This window comes from Actinocorallia sp. A-T 12471 (genome assembly GCF_033875155.1).
In the GTDB taxonomy this organism is placed as follows: Bacteria; Actinomycetota; Actinomycetes; order Streptosporangiales; family Streptosporangiaceae; genus Actinocorallia.
On the sequence record NZ_JAWZTE010000005.1, the window covers coordinates 152,980 to 168,461 of the forward strand.

The window sequence follows — 15,482 nt, forward strand, 5'->3', positions numbered from 1 at the left end:
GCCTCCGGATCTACCCGTGAATTCCAGAATTCGCCCGTTCGGTCGTGATCCGCGCCTCCACAATGGGCCGCATGACGGGACGCCGGAGGGACGCCGCGCTCGCGGCGGGGCTGCTGCTGCTCGCCGCGTCGGTGGCGGTGGTGCTGAAGGTGCTGCACGACAAGGGCCTCGACACCGCCGCCGACGTCGGCCAGGTCGTCGGCGTGGTGCTCGCTGCGGGCGTTCCGGCGGCGCTGCTGTGCGTGTGGTGGTCGCGGGGACGCCGCGCCCAGGCCGTCACCTCCGACGCGGTCGAGTCGGCGTCCGACGTGCTCGCCCGGGTCGTCGCCGACCAGTGGCGGCAGGAGGCGGTGGCCAGGCAGCTCGACGACCCCGACCCGATCCCGGTCCGGTGGCGGCTCACCGGCCTGCCCGTCATGGACCACGCGACGAGCGTCGCCGCCGACGGCGTCCCGGTCTGGGACGGCACCTCCGACAGGATCGGGGAACTCGCCGAGCGCTTCCGGGGGCTGCGCCGCCGCCGTCTTGTGGTGCTGGGGGAGCCGGGCATGGGCAAGACGACGCTCGCCGTCCAGCTCGTGCGGGAGCTGCTGGCCGGGCGCAGGGCGGGCGAGCCGGTGCCGGTGCTGCTGTCGGCGGCGTCCTGGGACGTCGGCGCGGTGCCGGACTGCTGGCAGTGGCTTGCCGAGCAGCTGCGGCTGAACTACCCGGTGCTGTCGGCCCGCGAGTTCGGCGGCCATGGCGCGCGGCACGTCGTGGCCGACCGGATGGTGCTGCCGGTGCTCGACGGGCTCGACGAGGTGCCGCCCGACGCGCGCACGGCGATGCTCGGCGCGCTGAACCGGCACCTCGGGGACACGGGCCAGCTGATCGTCACCTGCCGCACGGACGAGTACGCCGAACTCGTCGCGGGCGCGGGCGATGTGCTGACGGGCGCGGCCGTCATCGAGCCCGACCCGCTCACCCCTCAGGTCGCCGCCGACTACCTGCGGCACTGCCTGCCGCCCGTCCCCTCCGCGACCTGGCGGGCTTGCCTTGACGCGCTGGAAGGCGGCTCCGCGCCCGCGCTCGCGGAGGTGGGCGCGACCCCGCTCGGCCTGTGGCTGGTCCGGGTCACCCAGATCCGGCCCGCCGCCGACCCCGCGCACCTCACCGATCCGTCCGTGCACCCTTCGGCGGCCCACCTGCGCGCGCATCTGTTCGACAGCCTCGTCGGCGCGCTCGTCGCCACCCGCCCGCCTACCGGCGACGCGAGCGACATGTTCCGTCCGCGCCGCGCCCACGACCCCGGCGACGTCCTGCGCCGGCTCGCCTACCTGGCACACCACCTCACCCACACGGTCCAGTCGCCGACCCGCGACCTCGTCTGGTGGCGGCTGGCGGCGACGGCGATGCCGCGCGCCCGCTTCCGTGCGATGGCGGCGGTCGTGATGACGCTGGTCTTCGCGGGGCCGTCGCTGGCCCTCGGCGCGCTGGGACAACCCCTCCCGGTCGGTTTCGTGGCGCTCGAAGGAGGCGGCGAGAGCTGGAGCGTCGCGCTCGGTCTGTCCCTCGCCGTCCTGGTGATGACGTGGCGGACGTCGCGGCGCTGGCCCTGGGACGATCCGGGCTACAGCGCCCTCTCCTCCGAGGGTCGCTCACGCGTGGGACGCGGTGTGCTCCTCGGGCGGCTCACCCGCGTCGTGTTGTTCGGCGTGATCGGCGGAACCGGCGTGGGACTCCTGCTCGCGGCGATCGCGCTGTTCCTCGACGGCGTGGGCCTGCGGGTCGTTCTCGTCGGAGGGACGCTCGCGGGGTCGGCGGCCGCGGCGGGCGTGCTCCTGGCGGCGATGGAGGCGCCGATGGACGACGGGAGCGCGATCACGCCGAGGGCGGCCTGGCGTGCGGACCGAGCGCTCAACGTCGGCGCTGTCGCGGTCTCGGGGATCGCCTTCGGCGTCTGCGCGATGGCGGTCACCGCGGGGGATGGCTTGGTCGCCTGGGACTTCGCCCTGGGGTTCGCCGGGGCGTCCCTCGGGATCGCCATCCGGGACGAGCATCGGGTGTGGCCCGCCTACCTGATCGTTTCGTTCGATCTGTGGCGGCGGAGGCTCGCTCCCCGGGACCTCATGGGCTTCCTTGACGACGCGCACCGGCTCGGGCTGCTCAGGGCGGTCGGGCCGGTGTACCAATTCCGGCACGCCGACTTCCAGGACCATCTGGCGACCCGGTGGGAGCAGGGGGCGTTGCGCGCGCCGGGGTGAGGCCCGGCGCGCGCGTGGCATCAGTAGCGCGAGCCCGTCACCTGGGCGGCGAGGGAGTCGAGGCGGGCGAGGTCGTCGTCGGAGAGTGCGAGGTCGGCGGCCGCCGCGTTCTGCTCGAGGTAGGTGGGGCGCTTGGTGCCGGGGATGGGCACGACGTCGGAGCCGCGCGAGTGGACCCAGGCGAGGGCGACCTGGCCCGGCAGGACGCCGCGGGCGGCGGCGATCTCGCGGACCACCGCGACGAGCGCCTGGTTGGCGTCGACGGCCTCGGGGGTGAAGCGCGGGTTCGTCGTGCGCATGTCGCCGGAGGAGAACTCGGCGCTGGTGACGGTGCCGGTGAGGAAGCCGCGGCCGAGCGGGGAGAACGGCACGAGCCCGATGCCGAGGCGGCGCAGGGCCGGCAGGACCTCGTCCTCGATCCCGCGCGTCCACAGCGAGTACTCGCTCTGCACCGCGGTGATCGGGTGGACGGCGTGGGCACGTTCCAGCTGGTCGGCGGTGACCTCGGAAAGCCCGAGGTACCTGACCTTGCCTTCGGCGACGAGTTCGGCCATCGCGCCGACGGTGTCCTCGATCGGCGTGGCGGGGTCGACGCGGTGCAGGTAGTACAGGTCGATCCGGTCGGTGCGCAGCCGCTTGAGCGAGTCCTCGCACGCCTGCCTGACGTAGTCGGGCGACGCGCCGAGGTCGAACTTCATCCCGTTGGTGACGATGCCCTTGATGCCGCACTTGGTGGCGACGACGGCTTCGTCGCGGCGGCCGCGCAGCGCGTAGCCGAGCAGTTTCTCGTTCGCGCCGAACCCGTAGATGCCGCCGACGCCGTACACGTCGGCGGTGTCGAAGAACGTGACGCCGAGTTCGAAGGCGCGGTCGATGGTGGCAAGGGACACCGTGTCGTCGGCGACGCCGTAGGACTGGCTCATGCCCATGCAGCCGAGCCCCTGCGCGGAGACCTTCAGCCCCTGCGAGCCCAGATCGACGGTACGCATGATCCCCTCCAGAAAAGATCGTTTCAACAGCACTTTAGGGCTTCGGCATGGTTCGTGCGGTTTCGGCGCGCGTGCGCAGCGCGGTGACGAGCATTCCGGCGGCCAGGCACCCGCCGACGCCCTCGCCGGCGCGCAGGCGCAGGTCGAGGAGCGGTTCGAGGCCGAGGGCGCGCAGCACGGCGGGGTGGCCGCGCTCGCGGCTGCGCTGTCCCGCGACGAGGTGGGCGGCGACGCCGGGCAGCATCCGGACGGCGGCGAGCGCGGAGACGGAGGTGGCGAGCCCGTCCAGGACGACCGCCGCGCCGCGTGACGCCGCGCCGAGGATGACCCCGGTGAGGACGGCGAACTCGCCGCCGCCGAGCGCGCTGAGGAGTTCGAAGGGGGTGCGGGGCCGGTCGCGGACGCGGGCGAGCGCGGCGGCGACGACCTCGTGTTTGCGTTCGACGATCGCCGCGTCCGATCCCGCGCCGAGGCCGACGACGGCGTCGGCGGGCAGGTCGAGCAGGGCGGCGGCGAGCGCGGCGGCGGGCGTGGTGTTGCCGATCCCGGCCTCGCCGAGCACGACGAGCCCGCCTTCGGCCGCGTGCTCCCCGGCGACGCGTCCTGCCTCCATGAGCAGTCGCGCGGCCACGTCGGTGAGTGCGTCGGCGGTGACGAGGTCGCCGCGCGGCCCCCCGACGCGCACGGCGTCGGCGAGCCTGTCGTGCAGGTCGGGACGGTCGTCGGGGGCCGTGCCCGGCCCGGGCAGCACCCCGGCGTCGAGCGCGAGAACGGACAGTCCGGACGCCCGTGCCGCGCTCGCGCCCTGGGAGACGCCCGCCCGGGTAGCGTCGAGGATCTGCCGGGTCACCGTGGCGGGGAAGGCCGACACGCCGTACCGGGTGACGGGGTGGTCGGAGGCGGCCAGGACAAGGCATCCCCCGGTGGGTCCGTCGGGGCGGACGGCCAGGACGCGGTCGAGGGCGGCGTCGAGAACGCCGAGGGCTCCGGGCACGGCGAGCAGGTCGTCGGCCCCGTCGCGGGCGGCGACGACGGCGTCCGGGGACGGCGCGGCGAAGGACGCCTGCCGTGGCGCGGGCAGGTGGCTGGGCGGGGGAGCGGCGTCGGCCTCCGGCCAGCGGTCGGCGAACACGACGTCGTCGAGCGGCAGCCGACGTGACCAGCCGCGCCGCTCGAGCCCCGGCGAGGGCGGCAGTTCGTCGGGCCAGCCGAGGCACAGCCAGCCCAGCGTCGTGACGCCCTCGGGGAGGCCGAGGAGCGCGCCGAGTTCGTCGGGCGGGAAGAGGGTGACCCAGCCGAGGCCGAGCCCTTCGGCGCGGGCGGCGAGCCAGAGGTTCTGGATGGCGCAGGCGCACGACCACAGGTCGGCGTCGGGGAAGGTCGCGCGGCCGAGGACGCCCGTGGCCGGGGTGCGGCGGTCGCAGCAGACGACGACCCCGAGGGGGGCGGCGCGGATGCCCTCGAGGCTGAGGTCGCGCAGACGGCGTCCGCGTTCCTCGTCCATGAGGTCGGCCTGGGCGAGTTTCTCGCGCTCGGCCATGAGGGCTGCGGCGTCGCGCAGGGAGGGGTCGCGGACGACGAGGAAGCGCCACGGCTGGCTGTGCCCGACCGAGGGCGCGGTGTGGGCGGCCTGGAGGACGCGGCGGAGCGTGGCGTCCGGGACGGGGTCGGGCCGGAAGCGCCGGATGTCGCGCCTTGCCTCGGCGACGGCGTAGAAGGCGTCACGCGCGGCCGCGTCGAAGGCCCAGGCGGCGGGGTCGGCGGCCCGCTCGACCGCCGCCGACGTGTCCCCGATCAGGGGAATCGGGCGGTTCCAGCGCTTCTGATCCGAACGTGACATACATCCGAAGATATGCCTGTCTGTTTCCTTACCGCCCCACTGGGCACGGGACCCGGTATGAGGAAGCGCATTCTGATCGTCGGCGGCGGCTACGTCGGCCTGTACACCGCGCTCAGACTCCAGCGGAAACTGCGCGGCCCGCTGAAGCGCGGCGAGGTCGAGATCACCGTGGTCGACCCGCAGGGCTACATGACCTACCAGCCGTTCCTGCCCGAGGCCGCGGCGGGCAACCTCGAGCCCCGGCACGTCATCGTCCCGCTGCGCCGCGTCCTGCGCCACTGCAAGATCATCAACGGGCACGTCACCTCCATCGAGCACGCCCGCAAGTCCGCGACCGTGGAGATCGCCGCGGGCGAGGCATGGCCCGTCGACTACGACCTGCTGGTCCTCGCGGTCGGCTCGGTGTCGCGCACCCTGCCGATCCCCGGCCTCGCCGAGCACGGCATCGGCTTCAAGACCATCGAGGAGTCCATCCAGCTCCGCAACCAGGTGCTCGGCCTGCTCGACAGGGCGGCCTCGACGCGCGACCCCGAGGAGTGCCGCCGCTGCCTGACGTTCGTGTTCGTCGGCGGCGGTTTCGCCGGCGTCGAGGCGCTGGCCGAACTCCAGGACATGGCGCAGGACTACCTGAAGTGGCTGCCCGCCCTGAACGCGCGCCCCCGCTGGGTGCTGGTCGAGGCGACCGACCGGATCCTGCCCGAGGTCGGCCCGGAACTCGGCGTCTACACCGTCGAGCAGCTGCGGCAGCAGGAGATCGAGGTGCTGCTGAACACCCGGCTGAACTCGGCGGTCGGCGGCCGGATCGAGCTGTCGGACGGCAAGGTGTTCGAGGCCGCGACCCTGGTGTGGACCGCGGGCGTGAAGCCGCACCCCCTGATCAACGCCACCGACCTGCCCAAGGACGACAAGGGCAGGCTGAAGGCCACGGTGAACCTGACCGTCGAGGGCCACCCCGACGCCTTCACCGCGGGCGACAACGCCGCGGTGCCCGACCTCACCACCGAGGGGGCCTACACCGCGCCCAACGCCCAGCACGCCGTACGGCAGGCCCGCTGCCTCGCCGACAACGTGCTCGCGACGCTGCGCGGCCACGAGCTGCGGCCCTACAAGCACGCCTACGTCGGCTCGGTCGCCAGCCTCGGCCTGTACCGGGGCGTCGCCCAGCTGTACGGGGTGAAGGTGCGGGGGCTTCCCGCGTGGTTCATCCACCGCACCTACCACCTGACCCGGCTGCCGACCCTGAACCGCAAGGCGCGCGTGCTCGGCGACTGGACCTTCGCGCTGTTCTTCCGCAGGCAGTTCGTGGCGCTCGGCTCGATGCGCGACCCCTACCGTGAGTTCGACATCGCCACCGGACGCCGCGCTCAGCCCAGCGCCGCCGACACCAGGGCGCGCGCCTCGTCCTGAACCCGCGCCAGGTGGTCGGGGCCCTGGAAGGACTCGGCGTAGATCTTGTAGACGTCCTCGGTGCCCGAGGGGCGGGCGGCGAACCAGGCGTTCTCCGTCTGCACCTTCAGGCCGCCGATGGGCGCGCCGTTGCCGGGCGCGGCGGTGAGGACCGCGGTGATCGGCTCGCCCGCGAGCTCGGTGGCGGTGACCTGCTCGGGCGACAGCTTGGCGAGGATCGCCTTCTCCTCGCGAGTAGCTGGTGCGTCCACGCGGGCGTAGGACGGGTCGCCGTACTTGCCCGTCAGCTCCCGGTACAGGGCGCTGGGGGTCTGGCCGGTGACCGCGAGGATCTCCGAGGCCAGCAGGGCGAGGATGATGCCGTCCTTGTCCGTGGTCCACACCGAGCCGTCGCGGCGCAGGAACGACGCGCCCGCGCTCTCCTCGCCGCCGAAGCCGAGCGAGCCGTCCAGCAGGCCGGGCACGAACCACTTGAACCCGACGGGCACCTCGACGAGCCGACGCCCGAGCCCCGCCGCGACGCGGTCGATCATGCTGCTGCTGACCAGGGTCTTGCCGATCCCGGCCTCGGCTGGCCAGTTCGGCCGGTGCGCGTACAGGTAGGAGATCGCGGCGGCCAGATAGTGGTTGGGGTTCATCAGGCCGCCGTCGGGCGTGACGATGCCGTGCCTGTCGGAGTCGGCGTCGTTGCCGGTGGCGATGTCGTAGGCGTCCTTGTTCCCGATGAGGGAGGCCATGGCGTACGGGGACGAGCAGTCCATGCGGATCTTGCCGTCCCAGTCCAGCGTCATGAACCGCCAGGTCGGGTCGGTCGTCGGGTTGACGACGGTGAGGTCGAGGCCGTGCACGTCGGCGATCGCGCCCCAGTAGTTGACGCTCGCGCCGCCCAGCGGATCGGCCCCGATCCGCACGCCCGCGCGCCTGATCGCGTCGAGGTCGACCACCGACGGCAGGTCGTTCACGTAGGTGGTGAGGTAGTCGTAGGACTCGGCGGTCTCGATCGCCTTCTGGAACGGGACGCGCTTGACGTCCTTCAGCCCGCCCTCGATCAGGACGTTCGCCCGGTCCTGGATCCAGCGGGTGGCGTCGGTGTCGGCCGGGCCGCCGTTGGGCGGGTTGTACTTGAAGCCGCCGTCGCGCGGCGGGTTGTGCGACGGGGTCACCACGATCCCGTCGGCCAGGTGCGAGGTGCGCCCGGCGTTGAACGTCAGGATCGCGTGTGAGACCGCGGGGGTCGGGGTGTAGCCGTTCTGGTAGCGGACGGTGACGCCGTTGCCCGCGCACACCTCCAGGGCGCTCACCCAGGCCGGGTCGGACAGCGCGTGCGTGTCCGCGCCGAGGTACAGCGGGCCGTCGGTGCCCTGCGCGGCGCGGTACTCGCAGATCGCCTGGGTGGTGGCGAGGATGTGCGCCTCGTTGAAGGCCGCGTCGAGGGCCGAGCCGCGGTGCCCCGAGGTGCCGAACGACACTCTCTGGGACGCCTGCGACGGATCGGGCGTGATCGCGTAGTAGGCCGTGACCAGCCATGCGACGTCGATGAGATCCTCGTGCCGGGCCGCCTTGCCCGCGCGCTCGTTCACCATGAACCGATCTTAGTCAGGCCGCCTGACAGCGCGGACACCAGAACAGGTTCCGCGCCTGCACCGCCTCGGTGCGCACCTCGGTCCCGCACACCAGGCACGGCAGCCCGGCGCGGCGGTAGACGTACACCTCGCCGCCGTGCGCGTCCTCGCGCGGCGGACGGCCCATCGCCTCGGGCATGTGCTCGGCCCTGACGGTGTCGATGCGGCCCCCGGCGACGCCGTCGGCCATGAGGACCACGAGGTCCTCCCAGATCGCCTTGAACTGCACGTCGGTGAGGTCGCGGCCGGGCAGCATCGGGTTGAGGTTGTGCCGGAACAGCACCTCGGCCCGGTAGATGTTGCCGACGCCGGAGATCACCTTCTGGTCCATCAGCAGCGTCGCGATCGGCTGGCGGCTGCGCGCGATCATCGTGCGGGCCTTGGCCGGGTCCTCGTCCTGCCGCAGCGGGTCGGGCCCGAGCCTGGCGTGCAGGACGTCCTTCTCGCCGGGCGTGAGCAGCTCGCACACGGTCGGGCCGCGCAGGTCGGCGTAGTCGGTGGCGTTCGCCAGGCGCAGCCTGATCTGGCCGACGGGCAGCGGGACGGGCGGCACGCCCCAGGCGACCTTCCCGTACAGCCCGAGGTGGACGTGCAGCCAGCCGGCGGGGAACTCCACGAACAGGTGCTTGCCGTGCGCCTCGGCCCCCTCGGGGGTCTGGCCGTCGATCAGGGCCGCGCCGTCGGCGAACCTGCCCTGGGGGCTGAGGGCGGCGACGGGGCCGCCGCCGAACGCCGACCCGTAGCGCCGCGCGAGCCGGTGGATGACATGACCTTCGGGCACGCGCCGACGATACCCGGAGCCGGATGGCGGCGGGGACGGATCGCACCGTAACGTACGTTCCGTGAGCGCCACCCCCAGCAGACGTGACCCGGACCGCCGCCGCGCGCTGCTGGAGGCCGCCGACACGGTGATCCTGCGGGAGGGTCCCGAGGCGTCGATGGCCTCGATCGCGGCCGAGGCGGGGGTGAGCAAGCCGATCCTGTACCGGCACTTCGGCGACAAGAGCGGCCTGTACCAGACGCTCGCCGAGCGGCACAGCCGCGTGCTGATAGAGGCGATCCGCGCGGCGATGCTCAGGGACGCCGGGATGCGCGAGCGGGTCCACGACGGGATCGACACCTACCTGGCGATGATCTCGGCGAACCTGCACTTCTACCGGTTCCTCATGCACCGCGCCCGCGCCGAGGACACCGCGACGCACAGCGTCATGTCGACGGTGATGCAGAGCCTCGGCGACGAGATCGCCGAGATCCTGCCCACCGAGCCCGGCCCGGCCGGGGCGGCCCGCGCGCAGGTGTGGGCGCACGCGATCGTCGGCATGGTGCAGAACGCGGGCGACTGGTGGCTCGACCACCCCGAGGTCGCGCGCGCGGCGGTCGTGGAGTCGCTGACGGATCTGGTCCTGGGCGGGCTCACCGCGCGGCGCGCCGTCGTCTAAGCGGGCGGTCTGCGGCTGCCGCTTGTCCTTGACGGTTCCCTTGGCGCCGACGAGGTGGGCGTAGATGATCACGTTGTCGCGGAAGTGGCGGCGGCGCTTGTCGAACGTGCCGCCGCAGGTCACCAGGCGCAGGCCCGCGTAGTTGACGCGCCCGTACACGCGCCGGGTCGGGAACAGCGCCTTGTGCACCTGCTCCAACGCGTCGACCTCGAAGACCGCGGTGGTGCCGTCGGCGCGGTCGACGTAGACGCGGTCCTTCGCGCGGATTCTGTGCGCGTCGTAGAAGACCGCGCCGCCCTTGTCGTCGTCGTAGTGGCCCACGATGATCGCGGAGCCGCGCGTGCCGGGCAGGGCGCTGCCGTCGTACCAGGACGCCTCGTCGGCGCGGACCGAGGGCGGCACCGCGATGCCGCCGTCGGGGTTCTCGCCGACCTTCCCGACCTTGGCGTTCACCTTCGCCGACGGGATGCGCAGCCGGGTCGGCGACGCCCCGCCGAGCGCGTCGCCGTCGGGGATGTCCCAGATGGCCTCGGGCCCGCCGAACGTCCGGTACTTCGGTGGTTCCTTGTGCTCCCAGCCTTTGGCGGCGAGCGCGACGCCCGCGACCGCGAGTACCCCCGCGACGACCGCCGTCGGGTTAGGCACGGGCCCTGCGCGCGCGGTGCACCGCGAACAGGGCGCCCGCCGCGCCGACCAGGCCGAGCCCGGCGAGCCCGGTGGCGGTCGGGCCGCCGCCCAGCGAACCGCCGAACCCGGTCTCTGGACCCTGCTGGTAGCAGCGGCCGTGCCACTGCCCCCACTCGTCCTGGTAGCACCGGTTGTTCGAGGACCGCTTGACGGTGATCGCGCCCTCGATCTTGCGCTGCGACGGCGCGCACGTCAGCGTGATCATGTGCGTCTCGTATGACGCGTTCTGCGAGATCGTCACCGAGACGTTCGCCTCGCCCTGGTAGACGGTGGTCTCCACCTTCGGGAACGCCGAGGAGGTGATGGTCGCCTCGCCGTCGGTCTCCCGGCAGTTGTCCCCGGTCGAGATCCCGACGGTCTGACCCCGCTTGGCGTCGCTCGGATTGACCTCGAGACCGCCGTCCGCGAACGCCGCCGACGGCACGAGCAGCAGCCCGACCCCCCAACCGAGCACGACACCCCGACCGAGCACAGCGCCGCGCATCGACCCACCTCCGGTCCGACCAGCAAGATCTCGAACAAGACGAGGGGGTCATTCCCGGTGACTCTCCGTGAATGACCCCCGCGCGGCGTGTCTTTACCCGAGCTTTGCCCGACGTCCCCGGCTAGCCGCCGGTGATGTCGTCGGCGATGTCGCGGGTGCCGTAGCCCTCGGGGGCGGCGACCTCGGTGATCGGGTCGTCGCGGTCGTCGAACTCGAGGCGGAGCGCCTTGGTCATCGTCGCGTGCATCTCATACAGGGCCGTCGTGTAGGTGAGTTCGAGGATCTGCTCGTCGGGCAGGTGCTTCTTCAGGACCGCGAAGACGTCGTCGTGGACGCGGCCGCCGCCCAGGACGAGCGCGTCGGTGTAGGCGAGGACGGCGCGCTCCAGCTCGTCGAACTGGTCGCTGACCTCCCATGAAGCGACCGCGGCGATCTTCGCCTCGGGGACGCCGAGGGCGCGCATCTGCTTGCAGTGCTGGGAGAAGACGAACTGGCTGCCACGGCTCCAGCCCGCGCGGGTCTGGCCCAGCTCGCGCAGCACAGGGTCGAGCTTGACGCCCCGGTACACCTGGAAGCCCTGCACACAGTGCTTGAAGATCGCGTGGTCGAGCGCGAAGACCGTCCACCACGTGCCCGGCGTGCCCGTGGCGGTGCCCGGGCCGTCCACCGGGTCGACGCCCTCGCCGAACAGACGGTCATAGAAGAAGTGGACGAGCTTGTCGTCGGTCTCTTCGCGGTGGACCTGGCGCAGTCTCGGCAACGTGTGCTCCTCTGGGGAATGGGGTGGGGGAGGGGATCAGACCGTGCGGTCGGCTGACGTCTTCGGCTCGTGCCTGACGTCGGACGGCTTGTCGAGCTTGCGCGTCCAGCCCGCGAACTCCACGAGGATGCCGTCGGGGTCCTTGAAGTACAGGGACCTGACGAACACGTCGTCGGTCCAGGAGCCGGCGACGCCGAACTCGCTGTCGTCGTGGTTGAGGATCATCCCGACGTCGACGCCCTTGGCCACCAGCCTGTCCCGGTACTCCTCGATCTTCTCCGGGGCCACGTCGAACGCGATGTGGTTCATCGACGCCACCGCCGACAGGAACTCGCCGCGGTCGGGCACGGTCACCGGGTGGCTGACGCCGGGCACGGAGTCGGGCGCGTCGGCGAACCAGAAGAACGCGAGCGCGTTGCCGCCGCCTGCGTCGAAGAAGAAGTGCTGTCCCCAGCCGTTCGGGAGCTCGATCGTCTTGATCAGCGGCATGCCCAGGACGCCCTGGTAGAAGTCGACGGTCTGCTTCATGTCGCTGCACACGAGGGCGAGGTGGTTGACCCCGCGCAGCTCGAACTCGGTGTTGATCCTGTCCAAGGCCGTGTCCTTCACGCGAGTAAGTGATCGCTTTCCGCTATCTTCCCAGTAATCCGGGCGCAACAGAACCCCTGTTGGACACGGTGTTCGCTTTGTCGTCACCGCCCTCGCTCCGGTACGCTGCCCTCATCATGCGAACCGGAACGAACACCCAGTGGTGGTGGCGTCGCTGAGGCGGCGCCGGTTCAGCGTGTTCTGACCACAGCGACCGCCCCTCAGGGCGGTCTTTTTGTGTTTCCGCCCCGAGTCGTCGGACCGAGAAGGAGACCAGGGTGGACAGCAAGAGCACGGACAGCCAGAACACGGTCGCGCGGTACACGACCAGGGGCGGCGTCGGGGTGATCCGCACCGCGACCCCCGTCGCCGCCGAGAGCGAGGCGCACCTCCTCGCCCTGCTCGTCACCGCGGTCGAACAGCGCAGGGGCGGCGTGCTCAGCTCCGGCATGGAGTATCCCGGCCGCTACAGCCGCTGGGCCATGGGATACGTCGACCCGTCACTTGAGTTGATCGCGCGCGGCCGCACCCTCACCGTCCGGGCCCTCAACGCGCGCGGCGCGCTCCTGCTCCCCCTCGTCGCCGACTCGGTGCGCGGCGTCGGCGAGGTCAGGTCCGAGGACGCCGGGCACATCGAGATCCACGTGCCGCAGAGCCACGAGGTCTTCACCGAGGAGGAGCGCAGCCGCCAGCCCACGGTCTTCACCGCACTGCGCGCGGTCGTTGAGCTGTTCAAGCCCGCCGACGACGCCGACGCCGACCCCCACCTGGGCCTGTACGGGGCCTTCGGCTACGACCTGTCCTTCCAGTTCGAGCCGATCAGGATGGCGATCGAACGGGCGGCCGAGCAGCGCGACCTGGTCTTGCACCTCGCCGACGAGGTCCTGGTGATCGACCGCAAGCGCGAGTCCTACACCCGCTACTCCTACGACTTCACCGTCGGGGACGCCACCACCGAGGGCGTCGCGCGGGCCACCGAGCCGACTCCCGTCCCGGTGCCCGCCGAGGTTCCTCCGCCGCCCGTCCCCGGCCTGTACGCCGAGGTCGTACGCGACGCCAAAGACAAGTTCCTGCGCGGCGACCTGTTCGAGGTCGTCCCCGGGCACGTCATGTACGGGCCGTGTCCGTCGCCCGCGAGGTTCTTCGACCGCCTGCGCGACACCAACCCCGCCCCGTACGAGTTCTTCTTCAACCTCGGCGACGGCGAGTACCTGGTCGGCGCGTCCCCTGAGATGTTCGTCCGCGTCAACGGCGACAGGGTCGAGACCTGCCCGATCTCCGGCACCATCCAGCGCGGGGCCGACCCGCTGGAGGACGCCGACAACATCCGCACGCTCCTGTCCTCCCTCAAGGAGGAGTCGGAGCTGACCATGTGCACCGACGTCGACCGCAACGACAAGTCGCGCGTCTGCGTGCCCGGCAGCGTCAAGGTCATCGGCCGCCGCCAGATCGAGATGTACTCCAAGCTGATCCACACCGTCGACCACATCGAGGGAAGGCTCCGGCCCGGCTTCGACGCCCTCGACGCGTTCCTCAGCCACATGTGGGCCGTCACCGTCACCGGAGCGCCCAAGACCTGGGCGATGCAGTTCATCGAGGACCACGAGAAGACCCCGCGCCGCTGGTACGGCGGGGCCGTCGGGTTCGTCGGGTTCGACGGGTCGATGAACACCGGCCTCACCCTGCGCACCGCCCAGATCCGCGACGGCGTCGCCGCCGTCCGCGCCGGGGCGACCCTGCTGTACGACTCCGACCCCGACGCCGAGGAGCGCGAGACCCTGCTCAAGGCGCGCGCCCTCCTTGAGGCGCTGTCGTCGTCGCAGACCGAGCAGGCAGAGCCCGTCGCCGCGCCCGCGCCGGAACTGCCGGGACTCGGGCTGAAGGTCCTGGTGGTCGACCACCAGGACTCCTTCGTCAACACCCTCGCCGACTACTTCCGGCAGGAGGGCGCGGACGTCACCACGCTGCGGTTCGGCTTCCCCGAGCGGCTCCTTGACGAGATCGACCCCGACCTCGTCGTCCTGTCGCCCGGCCCGGGCCGTCCCGTGGACTTCGACACCTCCGGCCTGCTGAAGGCCCTGGACGCCCGCAACAAGGCGGCCTTCGGCGTCTGCCTCGGCCTCCAGGCGATGGTCGAGCACTACGGCGGCGAACTCGCGATCCTCGACTACCCGCAGCACGGCAAGCCGGGCCACGTCCGCACCGGCGGCTTCCCGGCGAGCGACATCCTCGCGGGCCTGCCCGAGGAGTTCACCGCCGCCCGCTACCACTCCCTGCACACCACGCCCGCCCTCCTCGGCGACGGCGGCTTCACCATCACCTCCGCCACCGAAGACGGCGTCGTCATGTCCCTCGAGGACCCCGTCCGCCGCCGCTGGGCAGTCCAGTTCCACCCGGAATCCATCCTCACCGCCACCGGCGGCAACGGCCACAAAATCATCCGCAACGTCCTCCGCCTCGCCAGGCAGGGCTGACGCGGGGCGACCTGAGCTGCCGATCTTCCAGTAATCTGACGGACGCCCCGGGACCGTTCCGGGGCGTTCGTTCGCAGGGGGCGCTGGCCTCCGCCGGGGGAGAGGAAGTCAGTGAAGAGCGTCGAGCCCGAGGTGTTCCTGATCGCCAAGCCGCAGCTCGACTACGACGCGATCGCGGCATACCTCAAGGAGGTCGGCGGTGAGGCGTGGCTTGAGCGCCTCGACCGGGGAGACCTCGACGCCGAGCTGAACGACCCCCAGAACCTCGCGGAGTTCGCCGGACGCCTGTGCTACCGGTCCTGGGAGCCGGGCCTGAACCCGAACGTGGTGCGGGTCCGCACCGACCAGACCGAGTACCTCCAGAACATCCTCGCGAGCCTGCACGGCTCAGTCCTCGAGCACGTCTCCTTCTCCTTCGCGCTGCACAACGTCAGCCGCGTCCTGACCCATGAACTGGCGCGGCATCGTCCCGGCGTGGCGATCTCGCAGGAGTCGCTGCGGTTCGTCAGGCTCCAGGACCTGCCCTTCTGGTTCCCCGAGTGGGCCAGGGAGGACCCCGAGCTGATGGAGCGGGCCACCGAGCTGCTCGGGCGCATGGAGGAGTTCCAGGGCTGGATGGCCGAGCACTTCGACCTCGACGGCGAGGGCGTGCCGTTCAAGGAGAAGAAGCACCGGACGTCGTTCATGCGCCGCTTCGCCCCCGAGGGCGTCGCGACGGGCCTCGTCTGGACGGCCAACGTCCGCACGCTGCGGCACACGATCGAGGCCCGCACCGCTGAGGGCGCGGAGGAGGAGATCCGCCTGCTGTTCGGCAGGATCGCCGAGGTCGTCAAGGCGGAGGCGCCTGCGTTGTTTGGGGATTATGAGGTGGTGGAGGGGGCCTGGGTGCCTCGGTGGCGGAAGGTGTGAGCCGTTGGGGTGGGGGTGAACGGGCGGACACCGGCGTGAT

General features: G+C 71.9%; 12 protein-coding genes and 1 pseudogene. 5 read left to right on the plus strand and 8 right to left on the minus strand.

Annotated features, from left to right (window positions below; all coding sequences use genetic code 11):
• The first annotated feature begins 71 nt into the window (after positions 1 to 71).
• Positions 72 to 2,243: an NACHT domain-containing protein gene (locus R9X44_RS16210; RefSeq protein WP_319814993.1), complete on the plus strand. Its 2,172-nt coding sequence runs from the start codon at positions 72 to 74 to the stop codon at positions 2,241 to 2,243.
• 20 nt (positions 2,244 to 2,263) lie between these two features.
• On the opposite strand, the gene R9X44_RS16215 is transcribed toward R9X44_RS16210, so the two are convergent.
• A complete protein-coding gene (locus R9X44_RS16215; protein ID WP_319814994.1) occupies positions 2,264 to 3,232 on the minus strand; it encodes an aldo/keto reductase in 969 nt (322 codons plus the stop codon).
• A 34-nt stretch (positions 3,233 to 3,266) separates the two neighbouring features.
• The gene (gene bluB / locus R9X44_RS16220) at positions 3,267 to 5,072 is read right to left on the minus strand and encodes a 5,6-dimethylbenzimidazole synthase (RefSeq protein ID WP_319814995.1); all 1,806 of its coding nucleotides are present in this window, start codon (positions 5,070 to 5,072) and stop codon (positions 3,267 to 3,269) included.
• Positions 5,073 to 5,129: 57 nt separating this feature from the next.
• On the opposite strand from bluB, the gene R9X44_RS16225 reads away from it, so the two are divergent.
• A complete protein-coding gene (locus tag R9X44_RS16225) occupies positions 5,130 to 6,479 on the plus strand; it encodes an NAD(P)/FAD-dependent oxidoreductase (RefSeq protein WP_319814996.1) in 1,350 nt (449 codons plus the stop codon).
• On the opposite strand, the gene pgm is transcribed toward R9X44_RS16225, so the two are convergent.
• Positions 6,437 to 8,062, minus strand: coding sequence for a phosphoglucomutase (alpha-D-glucose-1,6-bisphosphate-dependent) (pgm, locus tag R9X44_RS16230; protein WP_319814997.1), 1,626 nt, complete (start codon positions 8,060 to 8,062; stop codon positions 6,437 to 6,439). The genes R9X44_RS16225 and pgm overlap by 43 nt on opposite strands.
• Before the next feature lie 13 nt (positions 8,063 to 8,075).
• Complete coding sequence (locus R9X44_RS16235; protein ID WP_319814998.1) at positions 8,076 to 8,882, minus strand: Fpg/Nei family DNA glycosylase; 807 nt, start codon at positions 8,880 to 8,882, stop codon at positions 8,076 to 8,078.
• A gap of 61 nt (positions 8,883 to 8,943) precedes the next feature.
• Between R9X44_RS16235 and R9X44_RS16240 the strand changes: the two genes are divergently transcribed.
• Entirely contained in the window at positions 8,944 to 9,540 is a 597-nt protein-coding gene (locus tag R9X44_RS16240) for a TetR/AcrR family transcriptional regulator (RefSeq protein ID WP_319814999.1), read from the plus strand.
• A 60-nt stretch (positions 9,541 to 9,600) separates the two neighbouring features.
• Here R9X44_RS16240 and R9X44_RS35755 read toward each other — a convergent pair.
• The 4 genes and pseudogenes from R9X44_RS35755 to R9X44_RS16255 all read right to left on the minus strand — a co-directional run.
• Positions 9,601 to 10,185: pseudogene (locus R9X44_RS35755) on the minus strand (class F sortase); the annotation flags it as partial.
• A complete protein-coding gene (locus tag R9X44_RS16245; protein WP_319815000.1) occupies positions 10,178 to 10,711 on the minus strand; it encodes a hypothetical protein in 534 nt (177 codons plus the stop codon). The pseudogene R9X44_RS35755 and the gene R9X44_RS16245, both read right to left, overlap by 8 nt.
• A gap of 121 nt (positions 10,712 to 10,832) precedes the next feature.
• Complete coding sequence (locus R9X44_RS16250; RefSeq protein ID WP_319815001.1) at positions 10,833 to 11,471, minus strand: carboxymuconolactone decarboxylase family protein; 639 nt, start codon at positions 11,469 to 11,471, stop codon at positions 10,833 to 10,835.
• 36 nt (positions 11,472 to 11,507) lie between these two features.
• Positions 11,508 to 12,065, minus strand: coding sequence for a VOC family protein (locus R9X44_RS16255; protein ID WP_319815002.1), 558 nt, complete (start codon positions 12,063 to 12,065; stop codon positions 11,508 to 11,510).
• 272 nt (positions 12,066 to 12,337) lie between these two features.
• Between R9X44_RS16255 and R9X44_RS16260 the strand changes: the two genes are divergently transcribed.
• Positions 12,338 to 14,533 (plus strand): anthranilate synthase component I, encoded by a 2,196-nt coding sequence (locus R9X44_RS16260; RefSeq protein WP_319815003.1) that lies wholly within the window; start codon positions 12,338 to 12,340, stop codon positions 14,531 to 14,533.
• 111 nt (positions 14,534 to 14,644) lie between these two features.
• Positions 14,645 to 15,442 carry an FAD-dependent thymidylate synthase gene (gene thyX, locus R9X44_RS16265; RefSeq protein WP_319815004.1) on the plus strand — a complete coding sequence of 266 codons (798 nt, stop codon included), beginning with the start codon at positions 14,645 to 14,647 and terminating at the stop codon, positions 15,440 to 15,442.
• Positions 15,443 to 15,482 lie beyond the last annotated feature (40 nt).

Excerpts from the sequence above, each read along its gene's own strand:
- R9X44_RS16210 (WP_319814993.1), top strand. The coding sequence starts at position 72 with ATGACGGGACGCCGGAGGGACGCCGCGCTCGCGGCGGGGCTGCTGCTG.
- R9X44_RS16215 (WP_319814994.1), bottom strand. The coding sequence starts at position 3,232 with ATGCGTACCGTCGATCTGGGCTCGCAGGGGCTGAAGGTCTCCGCGCAG.
- bluB (WP_319814995.1), bottom strand. The coding sequence starts at position 5,072 with ATGTCACGTTCGGATCAGAAGCGCTGGAACCGCCCGATTCCCCTGATC.
- R9X44_RS16225 (WP_319814996.1), top strand. The coding sequence starts at position 5,130 with ATGAGGAAGCGCATTCTGATCGTCGGCGGCGGCTACGTCGGCCTGTAC.
- pgm (WP_319814997.1), bottom strand. The coding sequence starts at position 8,062 with ATGGTGAACGAGCGCGCGGGCAAGGCGGCCCGGCACGAGGATCTCATC.
- R9X44_RS16245 (WP_319815000.1), bottom strand. The coding sequence starts at position 10,711 with ATGCGCGGCGCTGTGCTCGGTCGGGGTGTCGTGCTCGGTTGGGGGGTC.